Below are 22,977 nucleotides of genomic sequence, written 5' to 3' on the forward strand. Positions count from 1 at the left end.
GATAGCACGTTGAGCGGCCACTTCGTCGCGTCGAGACGACGATCTTGGGGCGCCCGACGCGCGATTCACCCCGTTGGCCGCTAGCCCCTTGACAGATACTCCGGAACTGAATATGAGCAGCCGAAGACGTTCGCGGTGACCGGTCGCGACGTGCTCTTGATTACTGTGCGTAATGGCTGACCGTCATTGCCGGGTGGTACCAGCACCTCTTTCCGGCCGCCCTCGTCACCACTACGCACGCGGGTGCGCACGATGCAGACGGCCGCCTTGCGGTCGTCGTCGCGGCTCACGCGGAAGGTGACTTCCATGGCATTGCCCGGCCGTTCGGAGTAGCCGATCGTCTCGGCGGTAATGGGATCGCTGCCCAGGTTGACGTATGCCATGTAGGCCGCGAGTACGCACGCGATCGCGACGAGCACTCCGGCGACCCACCGGGCCGCGGAGTATTTCATCATCGAGGAGCGTTGTTTGCCATAGCGGCCTTCCGGCAGCGGGTGCGTGGTCGGTTCTGTGTTCACACCGATCCGAACCCCTCCCGGCGCCGGCCGAATACAGGACGAGGACAATGGAGTCGACCCTAGCCGGGTCGACTCCACGAGGCAGAGAAGGGGTCGTGGCTTGACCGAGGACAACCACCCCACACAGCCGGGCGGGCTGCGTCTGATGGCGGTGCACGCGCACCCGGACGACGAATCCAGCAAGGGTGCCGCCACTATGGCGCGCTACGTGGCCGAGGGTCACCAGGTGCGGGTGGTCACCTGCACCGGCGGTGAAGCGGGCAGCGTGCTGAACCCGAAGATGGATCGGCCCGAGGTGGTGGAGAACATCGCCGCGATTCGTCGGGAAGAGATGGCCAAGGCCGCGTCGATCCTCGGTGTCAGCCACCGCTGGCTGGGCTTCGTCGACTCCGGCTTGCCGGAGGGCGACCCGCTGCCCCCGTTGCCCGACGGATGCTTCGCGCTGGTCCCGGTCGAGGAGGCTGCCGAGGCGCTGGTTCGACAGATCCGCGAGTTCAAGCCGCACGTGATCATCACCTACGACGAGAACGGCGGCTACCCGCACCCGGACCACATCCGCACCCACGTGGTGTCGATGGAGGCCTGGCATGCCGCACCCGATCCCGACCGGTTCCCGGACGCAGGCGAGCCGTGGCAGCCGCTGAAGCTGTACTACTCGCACGGGTTCTCCCGCTCCAAGATCGTGACTTTCCACGAGGCTCTTCTGGCCCGCGGCCAGGAGTCGCCGTACGAGGACTGGCTCAAGCGCTGGGATTCGAACCGTCCGGACGTGATGGAGCGGGTCACCACGCGAGTGGAGTGCGCCGACTACTTCAAGGTGCGGGACGAGGCACTGAAGGCGCACGCCACACAGATCGACCCGGATTCTCGCTGGTTCGCAGTACCGGTCGAGCTGGAGCGTGAGCTCTGGCCGACCGAGGAATACGAGCTGGTGCACTCGCTGGTCGACACCACGCTGCCGGAGGACGACCTGTTCGCCGGCATTCCGAAGGAGACCGCATGACGTTCCTGCCGCAGCCGGCCGCCGGGGTGACAGCCACGGTGGGCCTGGTGCTCGCGCAGCAGCCGGGAAGCAACGACACACCAGGCAAGGAGGAGTTCGGCAAGTCCTCCCCGCTCGGCCTGGTCGTGATGCTGCTGTTCCTGGTCGCTGTGGTGTTGCTCGTGCGGTCGATGACCAAGCACTTGAAGCGGCTTCCGGAAAGCTTCGACGAGCCCGAGCAGCAGGACAAGCAGGACGAAGGTGGTTCGTCCGAGGCGAGGGGCGAGCACATCGAGGACGAGCACTCGGTGGAGCAGGCTGGGACGGCAGGCCGCGAAGATCCGGGCAGTCCGGGCGCGAAGTGACCTGCCCGTCGAGGCGCGAAGTGAGCTGCCCGCCGGCCGGGTGCACTGCGACCGCCCGGTGGTCGGCTGGGGCGCGGCGGTGACCGGGCGGGCGCACAGTAGACAGGGGACTGTTCGACGCGGGCCTCGGCGCTCGGGGAGGGCACAGCGGGCCTGGCGCGACGACCCGCAGCCGGAGTTCCACCGCAGCGGGGTAGCAGGGCCGAAAGGCCAGATGAGGACAGGGGAGGGTCAGGATGACCGCGACCTCGGACGCGCCGCGCGAGATCGCATTGACCATCCGAGAGGCGACTGCCGCGGATATCCCGGCCATCGTGGCGATGCTCGCCGATGACCCGCTGGGCCGGAAACGTGAGTCGCCGGACGACCTGGCGCCGTACCGGGAAGCATTTGCCGCTGTCGAGACGGATCCGAACCAGCTATTGGTCGTCGCCGAGCGCGAAGGCGCTGTGGTCGGAACCGTTCAGTTGAGCTTCCTGCCCGGTCTGTCGCGGCGAGGGGCGCTGCGCGCGCAGATCGAGGCTGTTCGTGTGCGCGGGGATCAGCGTGGCAATCGCGTCGGCGAGCGCCTCATACGGTGGGCGATTGATACCGCCCGAGAACGCGGGGCCGTGCTGGTGCAGCTGACCTCGGACGCGAGCAGGACCGACGCGCATCGGTTCTACCAGCGGCTGGGCTTCGAACCGACGCACATGGGCTTCAAGCTCATTTTCTGACCCAGAACTGGGCCGCAGGCGCACCGGCCCGGGCGGCGCCGGCATGCGAGCGCACCGGGTGGGTGGCACCGGGCTGCGGGCGTGCCAGTGTGGGAGATGTCGGGGCGCGGGCGCACCGGCCCTGGGCGGCACGGGCCCGCGAGCCCACCGGCTTGAAGTGGCGTGAGGCTGTGAGTGCGCCGGTCTGGCGTGGGGCCGCGCCGTCCCCTGGGCACCGGCCCGCGAGTGCCCACCTGGAGGGCGCCGGCCCGCGAGCGCGCCGGCCGGGAAGGCGCTGGGCCGCGAACGCGGTGGTCTGGGAGGGTGGACCTATGACGAACCGGCTCGCCGATGCCTCCAGTCCGTACCTGCGCCAGCACGCCGACAACCCCGTCGACTGGTGGCCGTGGTCGCCGGAAGCGCTGGCCGAGGCCAAGCGCCGGGACGTGCCGATCCTGCTCTCGGTCGGCTACGCCGCATGCCACTGGTGCCATGTCATGGCGCACGAGTCGTTCGAGAACGAGCAGCTGGCGCGGCTGATGAACGACAACTTCGTCAACATCAAGGTCGACCGGGAGGAGCGGCCGGACATCGACGCGGTCTACATGACCGCCACTCAGGCGATGACCGGTCAGGGTGGCTGGCCGATGACATGCTTCCTCACCCCGGATGGCGAACCGTTCCACTGCGGCACCTACTACCCGCCGCACCAGTTCGCCCGGCTGTTGGAGGCGGTCGCCGCCACCTGGCGTGAGCGCCGCGACGAGGTGGTGGACGCCGGCAAACAGTTGGTCGCACACATCGAGGAGCGCACCGGTCCGCTGCGTACGGCGTCGGTCGACGCAGACGTCCTGGCAGCTGCCGCGGCACGTCTGGTCGCCGAATCCGACCAGGAACACGGCGGGTTCGGTGGCGCGCCCAAGTTCCCGCCGTCGATGGTGCTGGAGTTCCTGCTCCGCCGATACGAGAACGGCGGAGGTCGCGAGCCGCTCGACGTCGCCACCCAATGCGCCGAGGCAATGGCGCGCGGCGGCATCTACGACCAGCTCGCCGGCGGCTTCGCACGCTACTCGGTCGACGCCGCGTGGGTCGTACCCCACTTCGAGAAGATGCTCTACGACAACGCGCTGCTCCTGCGGGTCTACGCGCACCTTGCCCGGCTCGTGCCCGGAGAACCGGTCCGCACCCTCGCCCGCCGCGTGGCCGAGGAAACCGCGCAGTTCCTGCTCACCGACCTGCGGACGTCCGAGGGCGCCTTCGCCGCTTCGCTGGATGCCGACACCGAGGGGGAGGAAGGCAAGACCTACGTCTGGACGCCTGCGCAGTTGGTCGACGTTCTCGGCGAGGACGACGGCGCGTGGGCCGCCGAGCTCTTCGCGGTCACCGACGACGGAACCTTCGAGCACGGGACCTCGACGCTGCAAATGCCTGCCGATCCGGACGACACGCAGCGGTGGCAGCGGGTACGCGAAGAGTTGCTGGCGGCGCGGCGCGCTCGTCCGCAGCCGGCACGCGACGACAAGGTGCTGGCGGAATGGAACGGCCTGACGATCACCGCGCTCGCGGAGGCCGGCCGGGCCCTCAACCGCCCGGACTGGGTCGGAGCCGCTGTGGCCGCCGCCGACTTCGTGCTCGATGTGCATGTGGTCGACGGCCGTCTGCGGAGGAGCTCGCGAGCGGGCCGAGTCGGTGACGCCGCCGGTGTGCTCGCCGACTACGCCTGTTTCGCGGAAGGACTGCTGGCGCTGCACCAGGCAACCGGCGACGGCAAGTGGTTGTCCGCCGCGACCGAGCTGATCGACATCGCAGTCGACAGGTTCGCCGACCACGATCACCCCGGCGCCTACTTCGACACTGCCGAGGATGCAGAGGCCTTGGTTCAGCGGCCTGCCGACCCGGCGGACAACGCCAGCCCTTCCGGTGCTTCCGCGCTGGCGGCCGCGTTGCTCTCGGCGTCGGTGCTCATCGGCGGCTCGAAGGCGACGGAGTACCGCAGGCTGGCGGACGAGGCGCTGCAGCGGGTGGGCGTGCTGCTGTCGTACCAGCCGCGCTTCGCGGGCAACTGGCTGGCGGTGGCCGAGGCGGCGCAGGCCGGACCGGTACAGGTGGCCGTGGTCGGTCCGCCGGAATCGCGTGGCGAGCTGACGTCGACCGCAGTGGCGGTCGCCCATGGAGGAGCCGTCGTGGTCGCCGGCCGCCCCGACGAGCCGGGGGTCCCGCTGTTGGCCGACCGTCCGCTGGTCGAGGACGGCCCTGCGGCCTATGTGTGTCGCGGGTACGTGTGCGACCGGCCGACCACCGACCCGACCGAGCTCGCGCGGACGCTGACGAGTGCACGGGCCGGCTAGCTGGAGGTCTGGGCGCTAAGCCGCGGACTCCTCCCACCGCACCCAGAGCAACCACAGGTTCGCCGTCTTGGAGTAGAAGGCAGCCTTGTCGGTGACCGGCACGAACTTGCCGTCCTGGAAACAGCGGATCCGGCTGCTCGTTCCGCCGCCGGAGATCCCGCAGTAGATGTCGCGCGCGGCGAGCGTCTCGTCGACGAACACGCCGGCGGTCACGACCCGATTGGTGCCTGACTGGTAGATGATCAGGTCGCCGACCTTGCCGGTCCCGTCGTCGGAGTCGTCGACGCGGACGTTCGGGCAGCCCACGTTGTAGTGCGACACGTTGGCGTGCGTACGCGGCACGACCGACGTTCCGGACGGCGACAGCTGGTCGAAACGAATGACGCACCCGGCCAGTTGCATCGGGTTGTCGATGCTCGGTTTGCGGTAGTAGGCGTCGTCGCCGGCGGTTGCGCTCACGCCCGTGGCCAGGGCCGCACCGACGACGCCGCCGAACACGGCTGCGGCGAAGCGACGAAGCAGAGACATCTTCCGTCCCCCTCCGCTCACGCCGGACACGCCTGCAGGTCCAGCCGATACACCTTGATGGCGTGCTGGGCGTGCAGGTAGTCGGTCATGGCTCGGCCGGAGTGCGTGCGCACGCTGATCTCGTGCGCCAGCCGCAGGCTGTCGGCCGCCTTGTCGAGCAGCTCGCGCACCACCGGGTCCAGTCCGCGCCATTCGATATCGATGGAGGCGACATCGGTGTCGAGCCTGTCCGCCAACACGTGCGGATACCGGGCGCGCATCTCACGGTGTGTCGAGTAGGCCGCTGCGCAGCCCAGTTCCTCGGTGGAGGCCAGCCAGCGGTCGTGCTCGAAACTGACGTCGACGCGGACCATCTGCTTCGTCATCGGTCTTTCCTCGTCTGTGCGTGGTGATCGTTCACGCCCCTGGACCGATGTGCTCCGCGTTTGGTTGGGGATGGCGTTCCGCTTGGGGGGATGACGGGTTCCGCTACTGGTGAACGAGGGTCGCAGCCTTCCGAGAACGGCGTAACTTTGGTACTACTGTAATGCTGTAATCAGGAGTTGCGATGTATCGGCACTTCATAGGAGAGCGGTTCATGGGGCACGGGTGGAAAGGCGCGCGCGGCCGGGGTCAGCAGGCGGAAGCTCCGTCGGCCGACGACGCGGCGGCCTGGTTCGCCGGGCGGCTGCCGGACGACTGGTTCACCGGCCCGCCGGAGGTCAGCGTGGACCGCGAGGAAATCATCGTGATCGGGGAGCTGCCCGCACTGCAGGACGAGTTCACCGACGACGCCGAGCGGGCGGCCGTGGTGGCCGGGCGGATCGCCCGGTTCCGGGAGCAGACGCGCGAGACCCGCATGCAGATCGCCCGCCAAGCGGAACACCGCTATCAGCGCAAAGTCGCATGGGGTGTCCGGCTGGGTGACGCCCAAGAGGTTTTCACGACGCTGTCCGTCCCGGTCATGACGCGACTGCGCCAGCCGGAGCGGAAGGTGCTCGACACGCTGGTCGACGCGGGCGTTGCCCGCTCGCGGTCCGAAGCGTTGGCGTGGTGCGTACGGCTGGTCGGCGAGCATGCCGAGGAGTGGCTGGCCGAGCTTCGCGAGGCGATGCAGGCGGTCGACGACCTACGCTCGCGCGGCCCGCAGCTCTAGCTGCCACCCGCGACGGGGAGCCATCGGCGCTCGGAACCGCTCCGATCGCTGGGGTGATCGCAGTGCGAACCACTAGTGCTCGGGGTCGCTCCGGCCGACTGGGGCGACCGTGGCGCGAGCCGCCGGCGTTCGGGTTGTTCCAGCCAATTCGGGCGATCGGGGCGGGAATCACCGGCGCTCGGGCCGCTCCGGCGGGTTCGAGCCATCCACGGCCGCGTCGCCCGTAGCCCGCCGCTTCTCACGAGTACACGCAGAACCAGATCGCGATCATGTGACACAACGCCGCAGCGGTGACGAACGCGTGGAACATTTCGTGGTAGCCGAACACCTTCGGCCACAACCGCGGCTTCTTCAGCGCGTACATCACCGCTCCGGCGGTGTACAGCACACCGCCGGCCAGCAGCAGCGTCAGCGCGGCGACGCCCACGGTCTCGGCCAGCTCGGGCAGCACGAAGATCGCCACCCAGCCGACCAGGTTGTAGGCCAGCACGCCGAGCCACCGGGGCGCATCCGGCCAGAACAGCTTGAGAATCACGCCGCCGAGCGCGCCGGTCCACACCACGGCGAGGACGATCCATCCGGTCGGCTGCGGCATCGCCAGCAATGTGAACGGCGTGTACGTCCCCGCGATGAACAAGAAGATCATCGAGTGGTCGAGCCGCTTCATCCACATGTAGACGCGGTAGCTCGTCCAGATGCGCCGGTGGTACAGCGCGCTGACGCCGAACATGCCGAGCACGGTGAGGACATATACCGAGCACGTCAATGCGACGAAACCGGACACCTGGACGGCCGACATCACGATGAGCGCGGTCCCGACCGCCAACGTGGCCAGGAAAGACCAGTAGTGGATGTGTCCGCGCAGGCGCGGCCGCTGGGCGGCGAGCTGCACGTGACGAGGCAGCTCGTCGGAGTCGTCGGTGCGCGAAGAGGTAACGCTCACGCGGCGGCCTTCCTGGTACAACTGTCGGGAATTCCAGGTTACGGCACCGTAGGTTCGCCTGGCACGTCTCGCGCGTCCGCAACCACCCGCGTGGACTAGCCCGCGCCGAGGGCGGACGCGGACACGTGTCGGATCGCAACAGCAGTAAAGTTCCCCCCTGTGAGTCTGCGGTCATGGGCATCGAAGATCGTCTACGGGCTGTACGAGAAGCGGCTGATCCAACAGACCGCCGGCCGACGGCCCCGGCACGTGGCGATCATTCTCGACGGCAACCGCCGGTGGGCCCGGGAAGCAGGCTTCACCAACGTCAGCGACGGCCACCGGGTCGGTGCCCGCAAGATCGCCGACTTCCTCGGCTGGTGCCATGAGGCGAACATCGAATACGTCACGCTCTGGCTGCTGTCCACCGACAACCTGAAGCGGGATCCGGAGGAGCTCGCGCTGCTGTCGGAGATCATCGCCGACGTGGTCGACGACCTCGCTGAGCCGCAGCACCCGTGGACGCTGCGCATCGTCGGTGCGCTCGAGGTGCTGCCGGAGGAATTCGCCGAGCGGCTCACCGCGGCGGCCGACCGCACCCAGAATCGCGGCGGCATGGTGGTCAACGTCGCGGTCGGTTACGGCGGACGGCAGGAGATCGCCGACGCGGTGCGCAAGATGCTGCTGCAGCACGCCAGCGAGGGCACCACGATCACCGAACTGGCCAAGATGCTCGACGTCGACCACATCTCCGAGCACCTGTACACCTCGGGCCAGCCGGACCCGGACCTGATCATCCGCACCTCGGGCGAACAACGCCTGTCCGGGTTCCTGTTGTGGCAGTCCGCCCATTCGGAGTTCTGGTTCACCGAGACGTACTGGCCGGCCTTCCGCCGCGTCGACTTCCTGCGTGCGCTGCGTGAGTTCTCGTGGCGTCAGCGGCGTTTCGGTACGTAAGATCGACACCTTCCGTGTAGTGGAGTTTGACGGAAAGTAACGTCAGTTCTTGGTGAATCACCTGTGTGGCAGCCTGCGCGCTGTCGGTGATGCGCGGTAGCTTGCCAGTGACGGCCCGGACGAAGACACGGGTCGTCCCGGGAGGCCCTGGGACGTGATCACAGTCAGCGGAGCGTTGCGAACGCTCAGAAGACTCACGCGGGGGCCGGCACCCGGCCCTCGTGCTGACGCCGCCTGAGGAATCGGGCGGCGGGTGGCCACCGACGGCGGGGTGCCCGGCCAACGCGCGAGATGGGGCGCGGGTGCCGCGCCCTCGAGGGAGATGCCGTGACTGTGCAGCGTTCGTCCCGCAAGGCCGCGACGGAGGTTCCCCTATCCCGCTCGATGACCGGCCAGGCCGGGCGTACCGCGGAATCCGCGCCCCCAACATCAGCGCAAGAGACATTCGTGCTGGACACCTCTGTTCTGTTGTCCGACCCCTGGGCACTCACCCGGTTCGCCGAACACGCGGTGGTGCTGCCCCTGGTGGTGATCAGCGAACTGGAGGGCAAACGGCACCACCCCGAGCTCGGGTGGTTCGCGCGCGAAGCATTGCGTCTGCTGGACGACCTGCGCAGGCAGCACGGCAGGCTGGACGCCCCGGTGCCGATCGGGGACGAAGGCGGCACGGTGCAGGTGGAGTTGAACCACTCCGATCCCGGTGTCCTGCCGTCGGGATTCCGAACCGACAGCAATGATCACCGCATCCTGGCGTGCGCGCTGAACCTCAGCGCGGAGCGGGAAAAGGTCACGCTGGTGACCAAGGACATCCCGCTTCGGGTCAAGGCAGGCGCGGTCGGCCTGTGCGCCGACGAATACCGGGCGCACGACGTCGTGCCCTCGGGTTGGACCGGCATGTACGACGTGGAGGTCCCGCAGGAAGCGCTGGACGAGCTGTTCAAGCACAACACGGTCGACCTGACCGACTTCGGGCTGACCGACCTGGGTGAGCTGCCTTGCCACACCGGCATGCGTCTGCTGGCCGGGTCCTCGTCCGCGCTCGGCCGGATCACCGAGGACAAACAGGTTCAGCTGGTTCGGGGTGACCGGGAGGCGTTCGGCCTGCACGGTCGTTCCGCGGAGCAGCGGATCGCGTTGGACCTGCTGCTGGACCCGGACGTCGGCATCGTCTCGCTCGGCGGCCGGGCCGGCACCGGGAAGTCGGCGTTGGCGCTGTGCGCCGGCCTGGAAGCCGTGATGGAACGGCGCAGGCACCGCAAGGTGGTCGTGTTCCGTCCGGTCTACGCCGTCGGCGGCCAGGACCTCGGCTATCTGCCCGGCAGCGAGAACGAAAAGATGCAGCCGTGGGCGCAAGCGGTGTTCGACACGCTCGGCGCGTTGGTCTCCCAGGACGTGCTGGACGAGGTCATGGACCGGGAAATGCTCGAGGTCCTGCCGTTGACGCACATTCGCGGGCGTTCGCTGCACGACTCGTTCGTCATCGTCGACGAGGCGCAGTCGCTGGAGCGCAACGTGCTGCTGACCGTCTTGTCACGGCTGGGTACGGGCTCTCGTGTGGTGCTCACGCATGACGTCGCGCAGCGGGACAACCTGCGGGTCGGCCGCTACGACGGGGTCTCCGCGGTCATCGAGAAGCTCAAAGGGCATCCGCTCTTCGCTCACATCACGCTGACCCGCTCGGAGCGCTCACCGATCGCCGCGCTGGTGACCGAGATGCTGGAGGACCACGGCCACTAGTCGCACGGATGCCGTCGCGCACCTGCCCGGTGCGCGACGGCATCCGTCGGTCCGGTGAGCCGTGACGTCACCAGCCCGGTGCGTGACGGCCCGCTGTGCCGTGAAGCCGCCGGCCCGGCGCCCGACGGCTCGGTGTGCCGCGGAGCCGCCGACCTGGTGCGTGACGGCCCGCTGTGCCGTAAGCCGCCGGCCCGGCGCGCGACGGCTCGGTGTGCCGTGAAGCCGCCGGCCTGGTGCGTGCCCGCCCGCTGCGCCGTGAAGCCACCGGCCGGGTGCGCGGCGGCGCCTCACCAACCGCTGGGCAGCGGACGACCTTCGGCGAACCCGGCCGCGGACTGCACGCCGACCACGGCCCGCTCGTGGAACTGCTCCAGATTCGCCGCGCCTGCGTAGGTGCAGGCCGAGCGCACCCCGGCGCAGATCGAATCCAGCAGGTCCTCCACGCTCGGCCGGGCCGGGTCCAGCGCCATCCGCGACGACGAGATGCCCTCTTCGAACAACGCCTTGCGGGCCTGGTCGTACGGGTTCTCCGACCGCGTGCGGGCTTCCACCGCCCGCTTGGACGCCATCCCGAACGACTCCTTGTACGGCCGCCCGTGCTCGTCGTAGTGCAGGTCGCCGGGTGACTCGTAGGTGCCGGCGAACCACGAGCCGATCATGACCGCGGACGCGCCTGCCGCGAGTGCGAGCGCCACGTCGCGCGGGTGCCGGATGCCGCCGTCGGCCCACACGTGCTTACCCAGCGCACGCGCGGCCGCGGCAGTTTCGGCCACCGCGGAGAACTGCGGCCTGCCCACGCCGGTGGCCATCCGCGTCGTGCACATCGCACCGGGCCCGACACCGACCTTGACGATGTCGGCGCCCGCCTCGATGAGATCCTTGGCGCCCTGCGCCGTCACCACGTTGCCCGCGACCACCGGCACGGTCGGTTCGAGTGACCGGACGGCACGCAGCGCCTTCAGCATCTTTTCCTGATGGCCGTGCGCGGTGTCCACCACCAGTACGTCGATCTCGGCTTCGAGCAAGGCCTTCGCCTTCGCCGCCACGTCACCGTTCACGCCGGTCGCCGCGGCCACGCGCAGCCGTCCGAAGTCGTCGACCGCGGGCCGGTAGATGGACGCACGCAACGCGCCGACCCGGGTGAGCACGCCTGCCAGTCGGCCGTCGGCATCCAGACCGAGCGCAAGCTGCGCACCGTGCGCGTGCAACTCCTCGAACACCTCGCGCGCCGGCGTGGTCATCGGCAGCTGCACCTGGGCCTTCTCCGCGATGTCGTCCAGGCGCGCGAACTGGTCGACGCCGCTGCACGCCTTCTCCGGCACGATGCCCGTCGGACGGCCCTCGCCGTCCACCACGACGACCGCGCCGTGCGCACGCTTGCCCATCAGGTTGACCGCGTCGACCACCGCGTCGTCCGGGGACAGCGTCAGCGGGGTGTCCCACATGGTGTCGCGCTGCTTGACCCAGGAAACGATGTCGGCGACCGCGTGCGGGTCCACGTCCTGCGGGAGGACCACCAGGCCACCGCGCCTGGCCACCGTCTCGGCCATCCGCCGCCCGGCCACCGCGGTCATGTTGGCGACCACGATCGGAATCGTGGTGCCGGTGCCGTCCGAGGTCGACAGGTCGACGTCGAAACGCGACTCCACCGACGATGCCGTAGGCACCAGGAACGCGTCGTCGTAGGTCAGGTCGTATTCCGGCTCACGCTCGTTGAGGTATTGCACGACACCAAAGCTACGGGTCAGCGCAACAACGCGCGAACAGAGTCGATGGTGTCGGCCTCCGCGGGGGTCTTGTCCGGCCGGTAGCGGACCACACGGGCGAAGCGCAGTGCCACACCGCCCGGGTAGCGTGTCGACCGCTGAACCCCGTCGAGCGCGATCTCCACGACCAGAGCGGGCCGCATCTGCACGTGCCATTGGCTCGACTCGACCGCGTAGCGCGGGAACTCCTCGGTCTGCCAGCGCAGCAGCTCGTCGGTCAGGCCCTTGAACGTCTTGCCGACCATGATCGGCGGCCCGCCGTCCGGGTCACGGGCGCCCAGATGCAGATTCGACAGATAACCGGTGCGCCGTCCGTGCCCCCATTCGGCACCGATGACCACGAGGTCCAGCGTGTGCACCGGCTTGACCTTCAACCAGGCCTTCCCGCGCCTGCCCGCGGCGTACGGTGACTCGAGGTTCTTCACCACCACGCCTTCGTGACCGTCGGCCAGCGCCGCATCCAGCACCTCAGCCGGATCGGGCGGGCTCACTTCACCAGGAATGACGTGCTCACTCGCCACCGAATGCAGCGCCTCCCGCCGCTCGTGCAGCGCAGCGTCCAGCAGATCCGCGCCGTCGAGATGCAAGCAGTCGAAGAAGTACGGCCGCAGCAGCAGTGCGCGCACCTGCTCCTCGGTGGTGGAGCCGAACCGCGCCTGCGTCTCCTGGAAGGGGCGCGGACGCCCGTCGTCGGTCAGCGCCAGCGTCTCACCGTCGAGCACCACCGATTCGCACGGCAGCTCCCGCACCAGCTCGGCCAGCTCGCTCACGTGCGGCGTGATCTCCCGCAGCGTGCGCGTCCAGATACGCACCTGACCGTCGTACTTGTGCACCTGGATCCGCGCGCCGTCCAGCTTGTACTCCACCACGGACCGCTCGTGGATCTCCATCGCCTCCGGCAGCGAGCCTGCCGGGGAGGCCAGCATCGGCCGCACCGGCCTGCCGAGCTGGAGGCGGAAACGGTCCAGCGCCCCCGGGTCGTCCGACAGGGCGGCGGCCGCAGTCTCGGGCAGCCGCCCGCTGAGCATGAACGCCCGGCGCACCGACTCGCCCGGGGCGCCGGATGCGGCCGCGATGGCGTCGAGCATGACGCCTTCCAGCGCTCCCTGGCGCAGTTCGCCCATGATCAGCTGCATCAGGAACCGCTGCTCGTCCTTGGTGGCGCGGTGGAAAATCGACTGCATCACGGTCAGCCGGGCCGTCGTGGACCCGGTGCCCGGCGGAGTCTGCGCCACCTTCGTCAGCGCCTCGTCCACCTCGGTCACGGTCAGCTGCGGCTCGTCGGCCGGGCTGCTGTCCAGTGAGGTCAGCGTGCGCCAGCCGACCCCCAACCTGCCTTGGGTGAGCCGGCCGGAAAGGAACGCGACGACGGCCGCGCGCTCGTCCGGCTCGGCTTCGCGCAGCAACGTCGCCAGTTCGGCGACCTTGGCCTTGCGCGAGCGGGTGGCGGCCACGGCCTGCGAGGCCGCGACGACGGTGGCCAGCAACATGGCTCCATCATGCCGCCCGACTACGACAAACTCACTGGTTGCGGACGCACAGCGCGCGTGCGGTCGCCGATGTGCACGGCCGAGACGCAAGCCAGGCACAGCAGCGTGCCGGCGATGCCCTGCCCGTCGACCGAGTCCCCGAACAGCACCAGCGCAAGCAGCATGGTCGTCGGCGGGGTGAGGTACAGCAGGCTGGACGCGCGGGCCAGCGACATGCGCCGGACGGCCAGCCAGTAGAAGCCGTACCCGCCGAGGTGGGACACCACCACGGTCAAGGCGACGGCTGCCCAGAACGAACTGCTCGCCGGTGGCGCAGCCGTCCCCGTCGCCACGGCGAGCACGGAGAACAGCACCAGGCTGATCAGGCATTGCACGGCCATGGCATCCGGCAGCGGAGTCGTCCGCTTGCTCGCGCGTTCCAGCAGGGTGGCCGCCACCAGCGCCAGCATCGCCACCACCGGAAGGGCGTAGGCAGGCCACGGTGCGCCGCTGCCGTGCTCGCCGGCCACCACCAGGGCGACTCCGGCCAGCCCGCCCGCCAAGCCGAACCACTGCAACGCCAATGTCCGCTCGCCGAGGAGCGGGCCGCCGGCGAGCGCGGCGACCAGTGGTTGCAGGGACGCCACCAGTGCGGAAGTGCCCGGCGAGACCCCGAGCTCGACCGACCACACCACGGCGAACAGGAACACCGCCTGCGACAGGGCGCCGATCAGCGCATTCCACCCGAGCTCGCGTGCGTTCAGCCTGCGCCGGCCGGCGATCAGCCACCATGCGGCGGCGACCGCGGTGACCACCAGGAACCGCCACAACAGCAGCGTGTGGGACGAAGCGTCCTGGGTGCCGAGCTCCGCGCCGATGAACCCGGAACTCCAGGCGAGCACGAACCCCGTCGCGATCAGCGTGTTCGTGCTCATACCGCCTCCAAGGTATACCGATCGGTTTACCTCGATGATAACCATACCGGTCGGTATACTCAGTGCGGTGAGGTGATTCGGGTGGCGACGAAAACGTTGACGCCGGCGGCCGAGCGGGTGCTGGACGTGGCAGGCAAGTTGTTCTACGAGCGTGGGATCACGGCCGTGGGCGTGGAGGGCATCGCGGCGGCTGCCGGGGTGACCAAGAAGACGCTCTACGACCGGTTCGGCTCCAAGGCGCAGCTGGTCGCCGAGTACCTACGGAGGCGAGATCGCCGCTATCGCGAGCATGTCGAGCAGACGCTGGCGCGCGGCCGGAAGGCCGACCGTCCGCTGCTGATGTTCGACGCACTTCAGTCGTGGATCGAGCGGGAGAACCCGCGTGGTTGCGCGTTCGTCAACGCCAACGCCGAGCTGGCCGAGCCCGATCACCCCGGCCGCGCCGCCATCGCTGAACAGAAGCAATGGCAGTTGGAACGGCTGCGGCAGCTGGTGGACGAGGCAGGCGTGCGCCGGCCGGCCGCCGTCGCGGAGACGCTGTTCATCCTGCTGGAAGGCGCGACGGTGGCCAGCACGCTCGGCGTCGCCGAGAAGGCCGTGCGCACCGCGAGGCGAACCGCCGCCGCGGTGCTGGCGCAGGCGAAGCGCTAGCGGTTGTTGCCGCGCGCCATCCGCAGCACGTCCAGTGCCTCGTCCAGCTGCTCCTCGGTGATCTTGCCGTTGGCCACGTGGCCGCGCTCGATCACCACGTCGCGGATGCTCTTGCTCTCGGCCAGTGCCTGCTTGGCGACCGCGGCGGCCTCCTCGTAGCCGATGTAGGCGTTCAACGGCGTGACGATGGACGGCGACCCTTCCGCGTACTGCCGCGCGCGATCGGCGTTGACCGTCAGCCCGGCGAAGACCTTGTCGGCGAGCAGGCGGGACACCGCGCTGATCAACCGCGCGGACTCCAGCACGTTGCGGGCGATCACCGGCAGGTTGACGTTGAGCTGGAAATTGCCCTGGGAGCCTGCGAAGGCCACCGCGGCGTCGTTGCCGATCACCTGAGCGACGACCTGCAGCGTCGCTTCACAGATCACCGGGTTGACCTTGCCCGGCATGATCGACGACCCGGGCTGCAGGTCGGGCAGCGCCAGCTCGGCCAATCCGGTGCGCGGGCCGGAGCCCAGCCAGCGGACGTCGTTGGCGATCTTGTTGAGCGCCACGGCCGCGGTGCGCAGTTGGCCGGATGCCTCCACCACGGAGTCCTGCGACGCCTGTGCCTCGAAGTGGTTGCGGGCCTCGGTCACCGGCAGCCCGGTCACCTTCGCCAGCTCCTCGGCCACCGCGGCGCCGAACCCGGGCGGCGCGTTCAAGCCGGAACCGACGGCCGTGCCGCCGATGGCCAGTTCGCCGAGCCGCGGCACGGACGACTCCAGCCGCTCCACGGAGAACCGCAGCTGGGCGGCCCACGCGCCGGCCTCCTGCTGGAACGTGATCGGCACGGCGTCCATCAGGTGGGTGCGGCCGGACTTGACCAGGTCACCCCACTCGGCCGCGCGCCCCTCGATGGTGTCGGCGAGGTAGGTCAGCGCAGGGACGACGTCGTTCACCACGGCTTCGGTGGCCGCCAGGTGCAGGGTCGTCGGGAACGTGTCGTTGGACGACTGCGAGGCGTTGACGTGGTCGTTCGGGTGCACGTCCCGCCCCAGGCTGCGGCTGGCCAACGTGGCGATGACCTCGTTGGCGTTCATGTTCGACGAGGTCCCCGACCCGGTCTGGAACACGTCGATGGGGAAGTGGTCGTCGTGCTTGCCCTCGGCCACTTCGTCGGCCGCGGCGGCGATGGCCGACGCGAGCTCCTCGTCCAGGACGCCGAGCCGGCCGTTGACCCGGGCACACGCGGCTTTCAGCAGGCCGAGCGCCCTGATCTGGGTTCGCTCCAGGCCACGCCCGGAGATCGGGAAGTTCTCCACCGCCCGCTGGGTCTGCGCCCGGTAGAGCGCGTCGGCGGGCACGCGAACTTCTCCCATCGTGTCGCGTTCGATGCGGTAGCCGTCCTGTGCGCCAGTGTTGTCAGCCATGCTTCGAGTCTGGCCCGCCGCGCGCGCGGAAGCCACTCAACGCGAACTACGTCTCGTCCAGGGCGCGCCACTCGCGAACGGGCGCGGCGGTGGTGTGACCGGGTTAACCTCTCCGGTATGAGTCGCCTCGAAGTCGATCTGCTCATCGTCGGTGCCGGGCCCACGGGCTTGTTCGCCACCTACTACGCCGGGTTCCGCGGGCTGAGTTGCGCGGTGGTCGACTCGCTCCCCGAGCCGGGCGGACAGATCACCGCGATGTACCCGGAGAAGCAGATCTACGACGTGGCGGGCTTCCCGAGCGTGCTGGGCCGCGACCTGGTGGCGTCGCTGGTCAAGCAGGCCGAGCAGGCCGACCCGCACTATTTGCTGGGCTGCAAGGCGACCACGCTGACCGAGGTCGACGGCAAGCTGCAGGTCGGGATCGAGGGGGAGGAGCCGGTGCTGACCAGAGCGGTGCTGATCACCGCGGGCATCGGAGAGTTCACCCCGCGGCCGCTGCCGTCCGCCGAGGGTTGGATGGGCCGCGGAGTGGTGCACTTCGTCCCGTCGCTGCAGGAGCACCGGGGCAAGCACGTGGTCGTGGTCGGTGGTGGCGACTCGGCGTTCGACTGGGCGCTGGCGCTGCACCCGATCGCCGCGAGCGTGCGGCTGGTGCACCGGCGGGCACGGTTCCGGGCCGCGGAGTCGGTCGTGACGCGGGTGCGTGAGCTGGGGATCCCGATCATCACCGACGCCGAGGTCACCGCCATGTTCGGCGACGACAGGGTGCGCGAAGTGGAGATCACGCAGAAAGGCGCGGACCCGGTGCGGGTGCCCGCGGACACGGTGGTCGCCGCGTTGGGCTTCACCGCGGACCTGGGGCCGATCGAGAGCTGGGGATTGCAGATCGAACGCCGTCAGATCACGGTCGACACCCGGATGGCGACCGCGCGGCCGTTCGTCTACGCGGCCGGTGACGTCGCCACCTATCCCGGCAAGGTCAAGTTGATCGCCACCGGCTTCGGGGAGGCCGCGACGGCGGTGAACAACATCGCGGTGGACCTCGACCCCCAGGCGCACCTGTTCCCGGGGCACTCGTCGGACGTGTGACGAAGAGGAGCGGGCCCACCGATGTCGATGAGCCCGCTCGTACGGGGTGGACTAGCGGGTTGCGCCTTTCAGGGTCTCGTCGATCCAGTCGGCGTGGGCGACGACGTCGGTGTAGACGGACGGCTTGGTCCCACACGGCACGGGGCCGCGGCTGGTGGCGCCGAGCAGCACCCAGGCGCCGCCTTCCTTGGCGATCTGCGGGCTGCCCGAGTCCCCGAGACAGGCGCCTGAATCACCGCCGGGGCTGTCGGTGCACAGTTCGGTATCCGGGTCGATCAGTGCGCTCGCGCAGTCGGCGGGGTCGAGCACCGTGACGTCCAACTCCTGCAGCGTGGTGGGTAGCTGCGTGTCTTCCTCGGGCTCGGGAACGGTGATACCCCAGCCCAGCAGCCGGGTTTCGGTGCCCGGCTCGGTCGAGGTGCCCAGTGCGATCGGCGTGGCCTCGACCGGTGCGGCCAGCTTGAGCAGCGCGATGTCGTGCGGGGGGTCGCCTTCCACCCAGCCGTCGGCAAGCTCCGGGTGGATGTCGATGTCGGCGACCCGTACCTGTTCGCCGCCGGTCGTGTGGTCGAGGCTGCCGACGCGCACGGTGATCTGCGTCGGGTCCAGCTGGTAGTCCCACACGCAGTGATATGCCGTCACCACCCACTCCGGTGCGATCAACGCGCCGCCGCAGAAGTGCTTGCCGTCGTCCTGCAGCTAGGCGACGAACGAGTACTCCTCGGTGGCGTCGTGCCCACCGACGATAAGCGGCTCGACGTCGTCCGCCCAGGCCGCTGTCGGCAGAGCACCGGCCGTGAGCACTGCCGCCAGGAGTCCGACGATCAGAGAACGTTTCCGCATGCTTGTCTCCTTCCGCAACCGGCGGGGTTGGCGCCGGCACAGGGAACACGGAGGAAAGGCGCTGACTTGTTCGGCCAGTAGTCGGAAAAGAGATCACGGTGACCACGACAAGCGAACGGGCCCACCGAAGCCGGTGAGCCCGTTCGTCGATGGCGCAGAGTTTCAGCTGACGGCGCCGCCGGTGACCTCGTTGACCCAGTCGGCGTGGGCCACGGTGCTGGTGTAGATCGACGGCTCGATCGCGCAGGTCGAGCTGCCACCGGAGCGGCTGGTGGCACCGATCAGCACCCAGTTGCCGCCTTCCTTGGCGATCTGCGGGCCGCCCGAGTCGCCGTAGCAGGCGCCCGAGTCACCGCCGGGGTTGTCGGTGCACAGCTCGGTGTCGGCGTCGATCTGGCCGCCCGCGCATCCGGACGGGTCGACCACCGCCACGTCCAGCTCCTGCAGCGTGTCCGGGCCGCTGTCACCACCCGGCTGCGGGGTGGTCTGGCCCCAGCCGAGGATGCGCGACTCGGTGCCGACGTCCGCGGACGAGCCCAGCTGGATCGGCGTCGCCTCGACCGGCGACTCCAGCTTGATCAGGGCGATGTCGTTGGTGCCGTTGTAGTCCGGGTGGACGGTGATCTCGGCCGCCTGCGCCTCTTCACCGCCGGAGGTGCGGTCGAGGCTGCCGATCCGCAGCTGCACCTGCGACGGGCTGGCGCCGTCCACACAGTGCGCGGCGGTCAGCACCCAGTCGGAGGCGATCAGCGAACCACCGCAGAAGTGCTGGCCCTGCTGCTGCAGCGAAACGACGAACGAGTACTCCTCGGTCGCGTCGTGGCCGCCGACGATGTACGGCTGGACTTCGTCCGAGTTGTCGGCGGGGTCGGCCAGGGCACCGGTTGCCGCCGCACCACTGACAGCCGTCGCCGCTGCCGCCAGGAGTCCCACCACCAGAGAACGTTTACGCATGTTCTCTTTTCTCCTTCCGTCGTTGCCGGCGTCCGCCGACGAAAACCATTGGTGACGGAAGGTAGGTGCGGGTATCGGACGTGTGACACCCGCGAAAGTAGGAACCGGGTCAACAATTCACGATCCGTCGCCAAATTCCGTGAACGTTGTGCCTGATGACCGATCTGGGCGCTATTTCCGCACGTAGACGGCTCGTTCGGGTTGTCACGCGAAGGTGTGTTCGCGGTGCCGCGGGCGGGTAGGGACGGTCCTGCGGGCTCGGCAGGGACGGTTCCGCGGGCTCGACAGGGAACGGTGCCGCGGACTGGCCCGCAGGCGGCCGACCGTTACGGCAGCGGCGGCACCGCGGGTTCGTCCGAGGACCGGTCGAAGTCGACCGACGAGTACTGCCGCAGCTTCGTCAGCCGGTGGTAGCCCTCGATCATGCGTACGGTGCCGGACTTGGACCGCATCACGATCGAGTGTGTCGTGGCGCCGCCCGACCGGTAGTGCACCCCGCGCAGCAGGTCGCCGTCGGTGACGCCGGTGGCGCAGAAGAACACGTTCTCGCCGCTGACCAGGTCGTCGGTGTGCAGGACGCGATCCAGGTCGTGCCCGGCCGCCAGTGCCTTCTCGCGCTCGGCGTCGTCCTTGGGCCACAGCCTGCCCTGCAGCGCGCCACCCATGCACTTCATGGCCGCCGCGGCGATGATGCCCTCCGGGGTACCGCCGATGCCCAGCAGCATGTCCACACCGGTCGTGGGCCGCGCCGTGGCGATCGCACCGGCCACGTCGCCGTCGGTGATGAACCGGATGCGCGCGCCTGCCCGCCGCACTTCGTCGACCAGCTGGGCGTGCCGCGGCCGGTCCAGGATGCACACCGTCACGTCGCTGACGTCGGTGTTCTTCGCCTTCGCCACCCGCCGGATGTTCTCCGCAACCGGCACGGTCAGGTCGACCACGTCCGCCGCCTCCGGGCCGACGGCCAGTTTCTCCATGTAGAACACCGCGGACGGGTCGAACATCGCTCCGCGCTCGGCCACCGCCAGCACGGCGAGCGCGTTCGGCATGCCCTTGCTCATCAGCGTGGTGCCGTCGATCGGGTCGACCGCGACGTCACACTCCGGGCCGTCGCCGTTGCCGACCAACTCGCCGTTGTACAGCATCGGCGCTTCGTCCTTCTCGCCTTCACCGATCACCACCACACCGCGCATCGACACGGTGCTGATCAGCTGGCGCATGGCGTCGACCGCCGCGCCGTCGCCGCCTTCCTTGTCACCACGGCCGACCCACCGGCCGGCCGCCATCGCCGCTGCTTCGGTGACCCGAACCAGCTCCATCGCCAGGTTGCGGTCCGGGGCTTCACCCTTGCGGCGGGTAGTGCTCGAAGACGAGTCGGTCGCGCTCATGATGTCCTCCAGTCGTGACGCGCCTTGCATCCTCCCAGATTGCCTGGGCGTCGTAGGCCGGATGTGCCGCGTTACTCACCGTCGGAAGGCGGCTCGTCCGCCTCGCCGACGGAAGCCAGTTTGTCGTCGATGCGTTTGCGAGCGCCCTCCAGATGCCGCTCGCACACGCGCGCAAGCTCTTCGCCCTTCTCCCACAGCTCCAGCGACTCTTCCAGCGACTTCCCGCCCGCTTCCAGCTCGCGCACCACTTCGAGCAGCTGGTCGCGAGCCTGCTCGTAGCCGAGCGTGGCGTAGCCGTTCTTCTCGTCGCTCATGACTCGATCCTGGCAGACGGGTCGTCGTCATCGGTATCGGGCGCGATGCCGTCGACCACGGCATGCACCGCACCATCGGCCAGCCGCACCCGAAGCTCCGTGCCGACCTCGGCTTCGTCGACCGAGCGCAACACGGACAGCGAGCCGTCCGGCTTGCGCACCTGCACCACGGCGTAGCCGCGTTCCATCGTCGCTGCGGGCCCCAGAGCGGTCAGGCGACCGCGGGCGGTGGCCAGGGTTGCTTGTTCGGCGGACAGCGCCGCCAGCACGGCACGGCGCGCGCGTTCCCTGGCGAGCTGGATCTCGTCGGCTCGTCGGTCGAGCGGACCGTACGGGTCGGCCAACACCGGGCGGCTACGCAGCTGGGACAGCCACTCGCACTGCGTGTCGACCCAGCCGCGGAGCGCGCGACGGCAGCGGTGGCGCAGCTCGGCGATCCGCTCGGCTTCCACCTTCACGTCCGGCACGATCCGCTTGGCCGCGTCCGTGGGCGTGGAACAGCGCACGTCGGCGACGTGGTCCAGCAGGGGGGAGTCCGGTTCGTGGCCGATGGCCGACACCACGGGTTTACGCGTGCGGGAGACCTCCCGGCACAGCCGCTCGTCGGAGAACGGCAGCAGGTCCTCGACACTGCCGCCGCCACGAGCGATCACGATGACCTCGACGTCCGGGTCGGCGTCCAATGCCTGCAGCGCGCGGATGATCTGCGGCACCGCCATGGGCCCCTGCACCGCGGTGTTGTGCACTGTGAACCGGACGGCAGGCCAGCGTGCGTGGGCGTTCGCCAGCACGTCCCGTTCGGCGGCCGAGGCCCGGCCGGTGATGAGCCCGACGCCCTTCGGAAGGAACGGCAGCGGGCGCTTGCGCTCGGGTGCGAACAAGCCTTCGGCGGCCAGCAACGCGCGCAGCCGCTCGATGCGCGCCAGTAGCTCACCGATGCCGACGGCGCGGATCTCGCTCGCCCGCAGGCTGATCGTGCCGCGACCGACGAAGAAGTTCGGACGTGCCCGGACGACGATGCGTGCGCCGTCCCGCAACGGCGGCTGCACCTCGTCCAGCAGACCGATCGGGCAGGTGACGGTCAACGAGATGTCCGCGGCCGGGTCACGCAGGGTCAGAAACGCCGTTCTGGTGCCCGGCCGCGCGGAGATCTGGGTGACCTGACCTTCCATCCAGACGAACCCGAGCCGGTGGATCCAGTCGCCGATCTTGCGCGCGACGGTGCGCACCGGCCACGGATGCTCCGCCGTCGAGCGCTGGCGATCCACCTGCGCGGGCTCGGCCGTCACAGCGTGGAGTCACCCCCGGACACCCGCTCGATCCGGCGTTGCAGCATGCCCGCGTAGGACGGCCGGTTCGACGTCGCCTTCTCGTAGGCGAGCAGCTCGGCGAGCTGTTCGGCGCTGAACTGGCGCAGCCGGGCCCGCAGCTGGGCGAGCGTGAGCTGGTCGTAGTTCGGCAACCATTCCGGCGCCCGCGGGCCCTCGCTCTGGTCCGGGTCGTCGCTGGGATCCGCGTCGCGGGCGGCCACCTCGCGCGCCTCTTCCTCCCACGGGTCCGGCGACCGGTCGTCGTCGCCCTCGTCAGCCTCGTCGGTCTCGCCTGCGTCCGCTCGGTCGAACATGCTGTTGCGCGCGCTGGTCAGCGGGCCGGCGCCGTTGTGCTCGGCCCGCGGCGCCGGGACGGAGACCAGTTGCCCGGTGAACGGTTCGCCCGGTGCGTCGGCCACGTCCTCGTCGAACGTGGCCCAGCTGGGCGTGTCCTCCACCGGCCGGAGCCCGGACAGCGCCTCGTCGCCCTTCAACGCCAGCTCGGTGATGTGTTGCTGCACCCGCATGGACGTCTGGAGCACGTGACTGACCACGGTGATCGGCAGTCCGATGAGCTGGCGGGGCAGATCCTTGGCGCGCTCGCGAGCGGTGACGACCAACCCGGCCGCGAGCCGTACCGGCAGCGGAAGTGGCTTCAT

Annotated in this window: 24 protein-coding genes; 9 read left to right on the forward strand and 15 right to left on the reverse strand. The window is 69.4% G+C overall.

The features are described from left to right. Positions 1-80: 80 nt before the first annotated feature. Positions 81-518: a DUF4307 domain-containing protein gene (locus tag YWM_RS0106135; protein WP_245565936.1), complete on the reverse strand. Its 438-nt coding sequence runs from the start codon at positions 516-518 to the stop codon at positions 81-83. 145 nt (positions 519-663) lie between these two features. Between YWM_RS0106135 and mca the strand changes: the two genes are divergently transcribed. The 4 genes from mca (at position 664) to YWM_RS0106155 (ending at position 4,908) form a co-directional block, all read left to right on the forward strand. Next, positions 664-1,521 carry a mycothiol conjugate amidase Mca gene (gene mca, locus YWM_RS0106140; protein ID WP_052344637.1) on the forward strand — a complete coding sequence of 286 codons (858 nt, stop codon included), beginning with the start codon at positions 664-666 and terminating at the stop codon, positions 1,519-1,521. Then, entirely contained in the window at positions 1,518-1,865 is a 348-nt protein-coding gene (locus YWM_RS22420) for a hypothetical protein (RefSeq protein ID WP_052344606.1), read from the forward strand. The genes mca and YWM_RS22420 overlap by 4 nt, the downstream gene beginning before the upstream one ends. Before the next feature lie 236 nt (positions 1,866-2,101). Continuing rightward, the gene (locus YWM_RS0106150; protein ID WP_052344607.1) at positions 2,102-2,581 is read left to right on the forward strand and encodes a GNAT family N-acetyltransferase; all 480 of its coding nucleotides are present in this window, start codon (positions 2,102-2,104) and stop codon (positions 2,579-2,581) included. A gap of 311 nt (positions 2,582-2,892) precedes the next feature. Continuing rightward, positions 2,893-4,908: a thioredoxin domain-containing protein gene (locus tag YWM_RS0106155; RefSeq protein WP_028849980.1), complete on the forward strand. Its 2,016-nt coding sequence runs from the start codon at positions 2,893-2,895 to the stop codon at positions 4,906-4,908. Between the two features lie 15 nt (positions 4,909-4,923). On the opposite strand, the gene YWM_RS0106160 is transcribed toward YWM_RS0106155, so the two are convergent. Both YWM_RS0106160 and YWM_RS0106165 read right to left on the reverse strand, forming a co-directional pair. Then, positions 4,924-5,436 carry a hypothetical protein gene (locus YWM_RS0106160; RefSeq protein ID WP_028849981.1) on the reverse strand — a complete coding sequence of 171 codons (513 nt, stop codon included), beginning with the start codon at positions 5,434-5,436 and terminating at the stop codon, positions 4,924-4,926. Positions 5,437-5,453: 17 nt separating this feature from the next. Next, positions 5,454-5,801 (reverse strand): hypothetical protein, encoded by a 348-nt coding sequence (locus tag YWM_RS0106165; protein WP_028849982.1) that lies wholly within the window; start codon positions 5,799-5,801, stop codon positions 5,454-5,456. A gap of 212 nt (positions 5,802-6,013) precedes the next feature. On the opposite strand from YWM_RS0106165, the gene YWM_RS0106170 reads away from it, so the two are divergent. Next, a complete protein-coding gene (locus tag YWM_RS0106170; RefSeq protein ID WP_028849983.1) occupies positions 6,014-6,571 on the forward strand; it encodes a hypothetical protein in 558 nt (185 codons plus the stop codon). Positions 6,572-6,809: 238 nt separating this feature from the next. Here YWM_RS0106170 and trhA read toward each other — a convergent pair whose 3' ends face one another. Continuing rightward, positions 6,810-7,475, reverse strand: coding sequence for a PAQR family membrane homeostasis protein TrhA (gene trhA / locus YWM_RS0106175; RefSeq protein ID WP_028849984.1), 666 nt, complete (start codon positions 7,473-7,475; stop codon positions 6,810-6,812). 198 nt (positions 7,476-7,673) lie between these two features. On the opposite strand from trhA, the gene YWM_RS0106180 reads away from it, so the two are divergent. Further along, positions 7,674-8,450 carry an isoprenyl transferase gene (locus tag YWM_RS0106180; RefSeq protein WP_028849985.1) on the forward strand — a complete coding sequence of 259 codons (777 nt, stop codon included), beginning with the start codon at positions 7,674-7,676 and terminating at the stop codon, positions 8,448-8,450. Positions 8,451-8,897: 447 nt separating this feature from the next. Continuing rightward, complete coding sequence (gene phoH2 / locus YWM_RS0106185; protein WP_028849986.1) at positions 8,898-10,187, forward strand: RNA 5'-3' helicase PhoH2; 1,290 nt, start codon at positions 8,898-8,900, stop codon at positions 10,185-10,187. A 287-nt stretch (positions 10,188-10,474) separates the two neighbouring features. Here the strand turns inward: phoH2 and YWM_RS0106190 are convergent, their stop codons facing one another. The 3 genes from YWM_RS0106190 to YWM_RS0106200 are packed head-to-tail and all read right to left on the reverse strand — an operon-like array spanning position 10,475 to position 14,357. Beyond that, complete coding sequence (locus YWM_RS0106190; protein ID WP_028849987.1) at positions 10,475-11,914, reverse strand: GuaB1 family IMP dehydrogenase-related protein; 1,440 nt, start codon at positions 11,912-11,914, stop codon at positions 10,475-10,477. Positions 11,915-11,931: 17 nt separating this feature from the next. Continuing rightward, a complete protein-coding gene (locus YWM_RS0106195) occupies positions 11,932-13,443 on the reverse strand; it encodes an ATP-dependent DNA ligase (protein ID WP_028849988.1) in 1,512 nt (503 codons plus the stop codon). A gap of 20 nt (positions 13,444-13,463) precedes the next feature. Next, positions 13,464-14,357, reverse strand: coding sequence for a DMT family transporter (locus YWM_RS0106200; protein ID WP_028849989.1), 894 nt, complete (start codon positions 14,355-14,357; stop codon positions 13,464-13,466). 81 nt (positions 14,358-14,438) lie between these two features. On the opposite strand from YWM_RS0106200, the gene YWM_RS0106205 reads away from it, so the two are divergent. Then, positions 14,439-15,008, forward strand: a complete 570-nt coding sequence (locus tag YWM_RS0106205; protein WP_043659990.1) for a TetR/AcrR family transcriptional regulator — start codon at positions 14,439-14,441, stop codon at positions 15,006-15,008. On the opposite strand, the gene YWM_RS0106210 is transcribed toward YWM_RS0106205, so the two are convergent. Next, positions 15,005-16,420 carry a class II fumarate hydratase gene (locus tag YWM_RS0106210; protein ID WP_028849991.1) on the reverse strand — a complete coding sequence of 472 codons (1,416 nt, stop codon included), beginning with the start codon at positions 16,418-16,420 and terminating at the stop codon, positions 15,005-15,007. The two genes, YWM_RS0106205 and YWM_RS0106210, sit on opposite strands and share 4 nt — an antisense overlap. Positions 16,421-16,537: 117 nt before the next feature. Here YWM_RS0106210 and YWM_RS0106215 point away from each other — a divergent pair, with 117 nt between their 5' ends. Then, positions 16,538-17,509, forward strand: coding sequence for an NAD(P)/FAD-dependent oxidoreductase (locus tag YWM_RS0106215; RefSeq protein WP_028849992.1), 972 nt, complete (start codon positions 16,538-16,540; stop codon positions 17,507-17,509). Positions 17,510-17,560: 51 nt separating this feature from the next. Here the strand turns inward: YWM_RS0106215 and YWM_RS22425 are convergent, their stop codons facing one another. The 7 genes from YWM_RS22425 to YWM_RS0106245 all read right to left on the reverse strand — a co-directional run bounded on the left by YWM_RS22425 (position 17,561) and on the right by YWM_RS0106245 (position 22,977). Further along, a complete protein-coding gene (locus tag YWM_RS22425) occupies positions 17,561-18,208 on the reverse strand; it encodes a S1 family peptidase (protein ID WP_281168804.1) in 648 nt (215 codons plus the stop codon). Next, a complete protein-coding gene (locus tag YWM_RS26760) occupies positions 18,209-18,352 on the reverse strand; it encodes a hypothetical protein (RefSeq protein WP_245565938.1) in 144 nt (47 codons plus the stop codon). It abuts the gene before it with no gap. Positions 18,353-18,514: 162 nt separating this feature from the next. After that, positions 18,515-19,306 carry a S1 family peptidase gene (locus YWM_RS0106225; RefSeq protein ID WP_028849993.1) on the reverse strand — a complete coding sequence of 264 codons (792 nt, stop codon included), beginning with the start codon at positions 19,304-19,306 and terminating at the stop codon, positions 18,515-18,517. 326 nt (positions 19,307-19,632) lie between these two features. Beyond that, positions 19,633-20,694 (reverse strand): class II fructose-bisphosphatase, encoded by a 1,062-nt coding sequence (glpX, locus tag YWM_RS0106230; RefSeq protein WP_028849994.1) that lies wholly within the window; start codon positions 20,692-20,694, stop codon positions 19,633-19,635. A gap of 71 nt (positions 20,695-20,765) precedes the next feature. Next, on the reverse strand, positions 20,766-21,008 hold the full coding sequence (locus tag YWM_RS0106235) for an exodeoxyribonuclease VII small subunit (RefSeq protein ID WP_028849995.1): 243 nt from the start codon (positions 21,006-21,008) through the stop codon (positions 20,766-20,768). After that, the gene (xseA, locus tag YWM_RS0106240) at positions 21,005-22,297 is read right to left on the reverse strand and encodes an exodeoxyribonuclease VII large subunit (protein WP_028849996.1); all 1,293 of its coding nucleotides are present in this window, start codon (positions 22,295-22,297) and stop codon (positions 21,005-21,007) included. The genes YWM_RS0106235 and xseA overlap by 4 nt, the downstream gene beginning before the upstream one ends. Next, positions 22,294-22,977 (reverse strand): lipid droplet-associated protein, encoded by a 684-nt coding sequence (locus YWM_RS0106245; protein ID WP_028849997.1) that lies wholly within the window; start codon positions 22,975-22,977, stop codon positions 22,294-22,296. Before YWM_RS0106245 ends, xseA begins: the two co-directional genes overlap by 4 nt.

It is taken from the genome of Thermocrispum municipale DSM 44069 (assembly GCF_000427825.1).
Taxonomy (GTDB): Bacteria; Actinomycetota; Actinomycetes; order Mycobacteriales; family Pseudonocardiaceae; genus Thermocrispum; species Thermocrispum municipale.

What these genes read in the sequence shown, in the direction of transcription:
- YWM_RS0106155 (WP_028849980.1), top strand. Translation starts at nt 2,893, where the DNA reads ATGACGAACCGGCTCGCCGATGCCTCCAGTCCGTACCTGCGCCAGCAC.
- YWM_RS0106200 (WP_028849989.1), bottom strand. Translation starts at nt 14,357, where the DNA reads ATGAGCACGAACACGCTGATCGCGACGGGGTTCGTGCTCGCCTGGAGT.
- YWM_RS26760 (WP_245565938.1), bottom strand. Translation starts at nt 18,352, where the DNA reads ATGCGGAAACGTTCTCTGATCGTCGGACTCCTGGCGGCAGTGCTCACG.
- YWM_RS0106195 (WP_028849988.1), bottom strand. Translation starts at nt 13,443, where the DNA reads ATGTTGCTGGCCACCGTCGTCGCGGCCTCGCAGGCCGTGGCCGCCACC.
- YWM_RS0106225 (WP_028849993.1), bottom strand. Translation starts at nt 19,306, where the DNA reads ATGCGTAAACGTTCTCTGGTGGTGGGACTCCTGGCGGCAGCGGCGACG.
- YWM_RS0106150 (WP_052344607.1), top strand. Translation starts at nt 2,102, where the DNA reads ATGACCGCGACCTCGGACGCGCCGCGCGAGATCGCATTGACCATCCGA.
- YWM_RS0106215 (WP_028849992.1), top strand. Translation starts at nt 16,538, where the DNA reads ATGAGTCGCCTCGAAGTCGATCTGCTCATCGTCGGTGCCGGGCCCACG.
- YWM_RS0106245 (WP_028849997.1), bottom strand. Translation starts at nt 22,977, where the DNA reads ATGAAGCCACTTCCGCTGCCGGTACGGCTCGCGGCCGGGTTGGTCGTC.
- mca (WP_052344637.1), top strand. Translation starts at nt 664, where the DNA reads ATGGCGGTGCACGCGCACCCGGACGACGAATCCAGCAAGGGTGCCGCC.
- glpX (WP_028849994.1), bottom strand. Translation starts at nt 20,694, where the DNA reads ATGAGCGCGACCGACTCGTCTTCGAGCACTACCCGCCGCAAGGGTGAA.
- YWM_RS22420 (WP_052344606.1), top strand. Translation starts at nt 1,518, where the DNA reads ATGACGTTCCTGCCGCAGCCGGCCGCCGGGGTGACAGCCACGGTGGGC.
- YWM_RS0106235 (WP_028849995.1), bottom strand. Translation starts at nt 21,008, where the DNA reads ATGAGCGACGAGAAGAACGGCTACGCCACGCTCGGCTACGAGCAGGCT.
- YWM_RS0106165 (WP_028849982.1), bottom strand. Translation starts at nt 5,801, where the DNA reads ATGACGAAGCAGATGGTCCGCGTCGACGTCAGTTTCGAGCACGACCGC.
- YWM_RS0106170 (WP_028849983.1), top strand. Translation starts at nt 6,014, where the DNA reads ATGGGGCACGGGTGGAAAGGCGCGCGCGGCCGGGGTCAGCAGGCGGAA.
- YWM_RS0106160 (WP_028849981.1), bottom strand. Translation starts at nt 5,436, where the DNA reads ATGTCTCTGCTTCGTCGCTTCGCCGCAGCCGTGTTCGGCGGCGTCGTC.
- YWM_RS0106210 (WP_028849991.1), bottom strand. Translation starts at nt 16,420, where the DNA reads ATGGCTGACAACACTGGCGCACAGGACGGCTACCGCATCGAACGCGAC.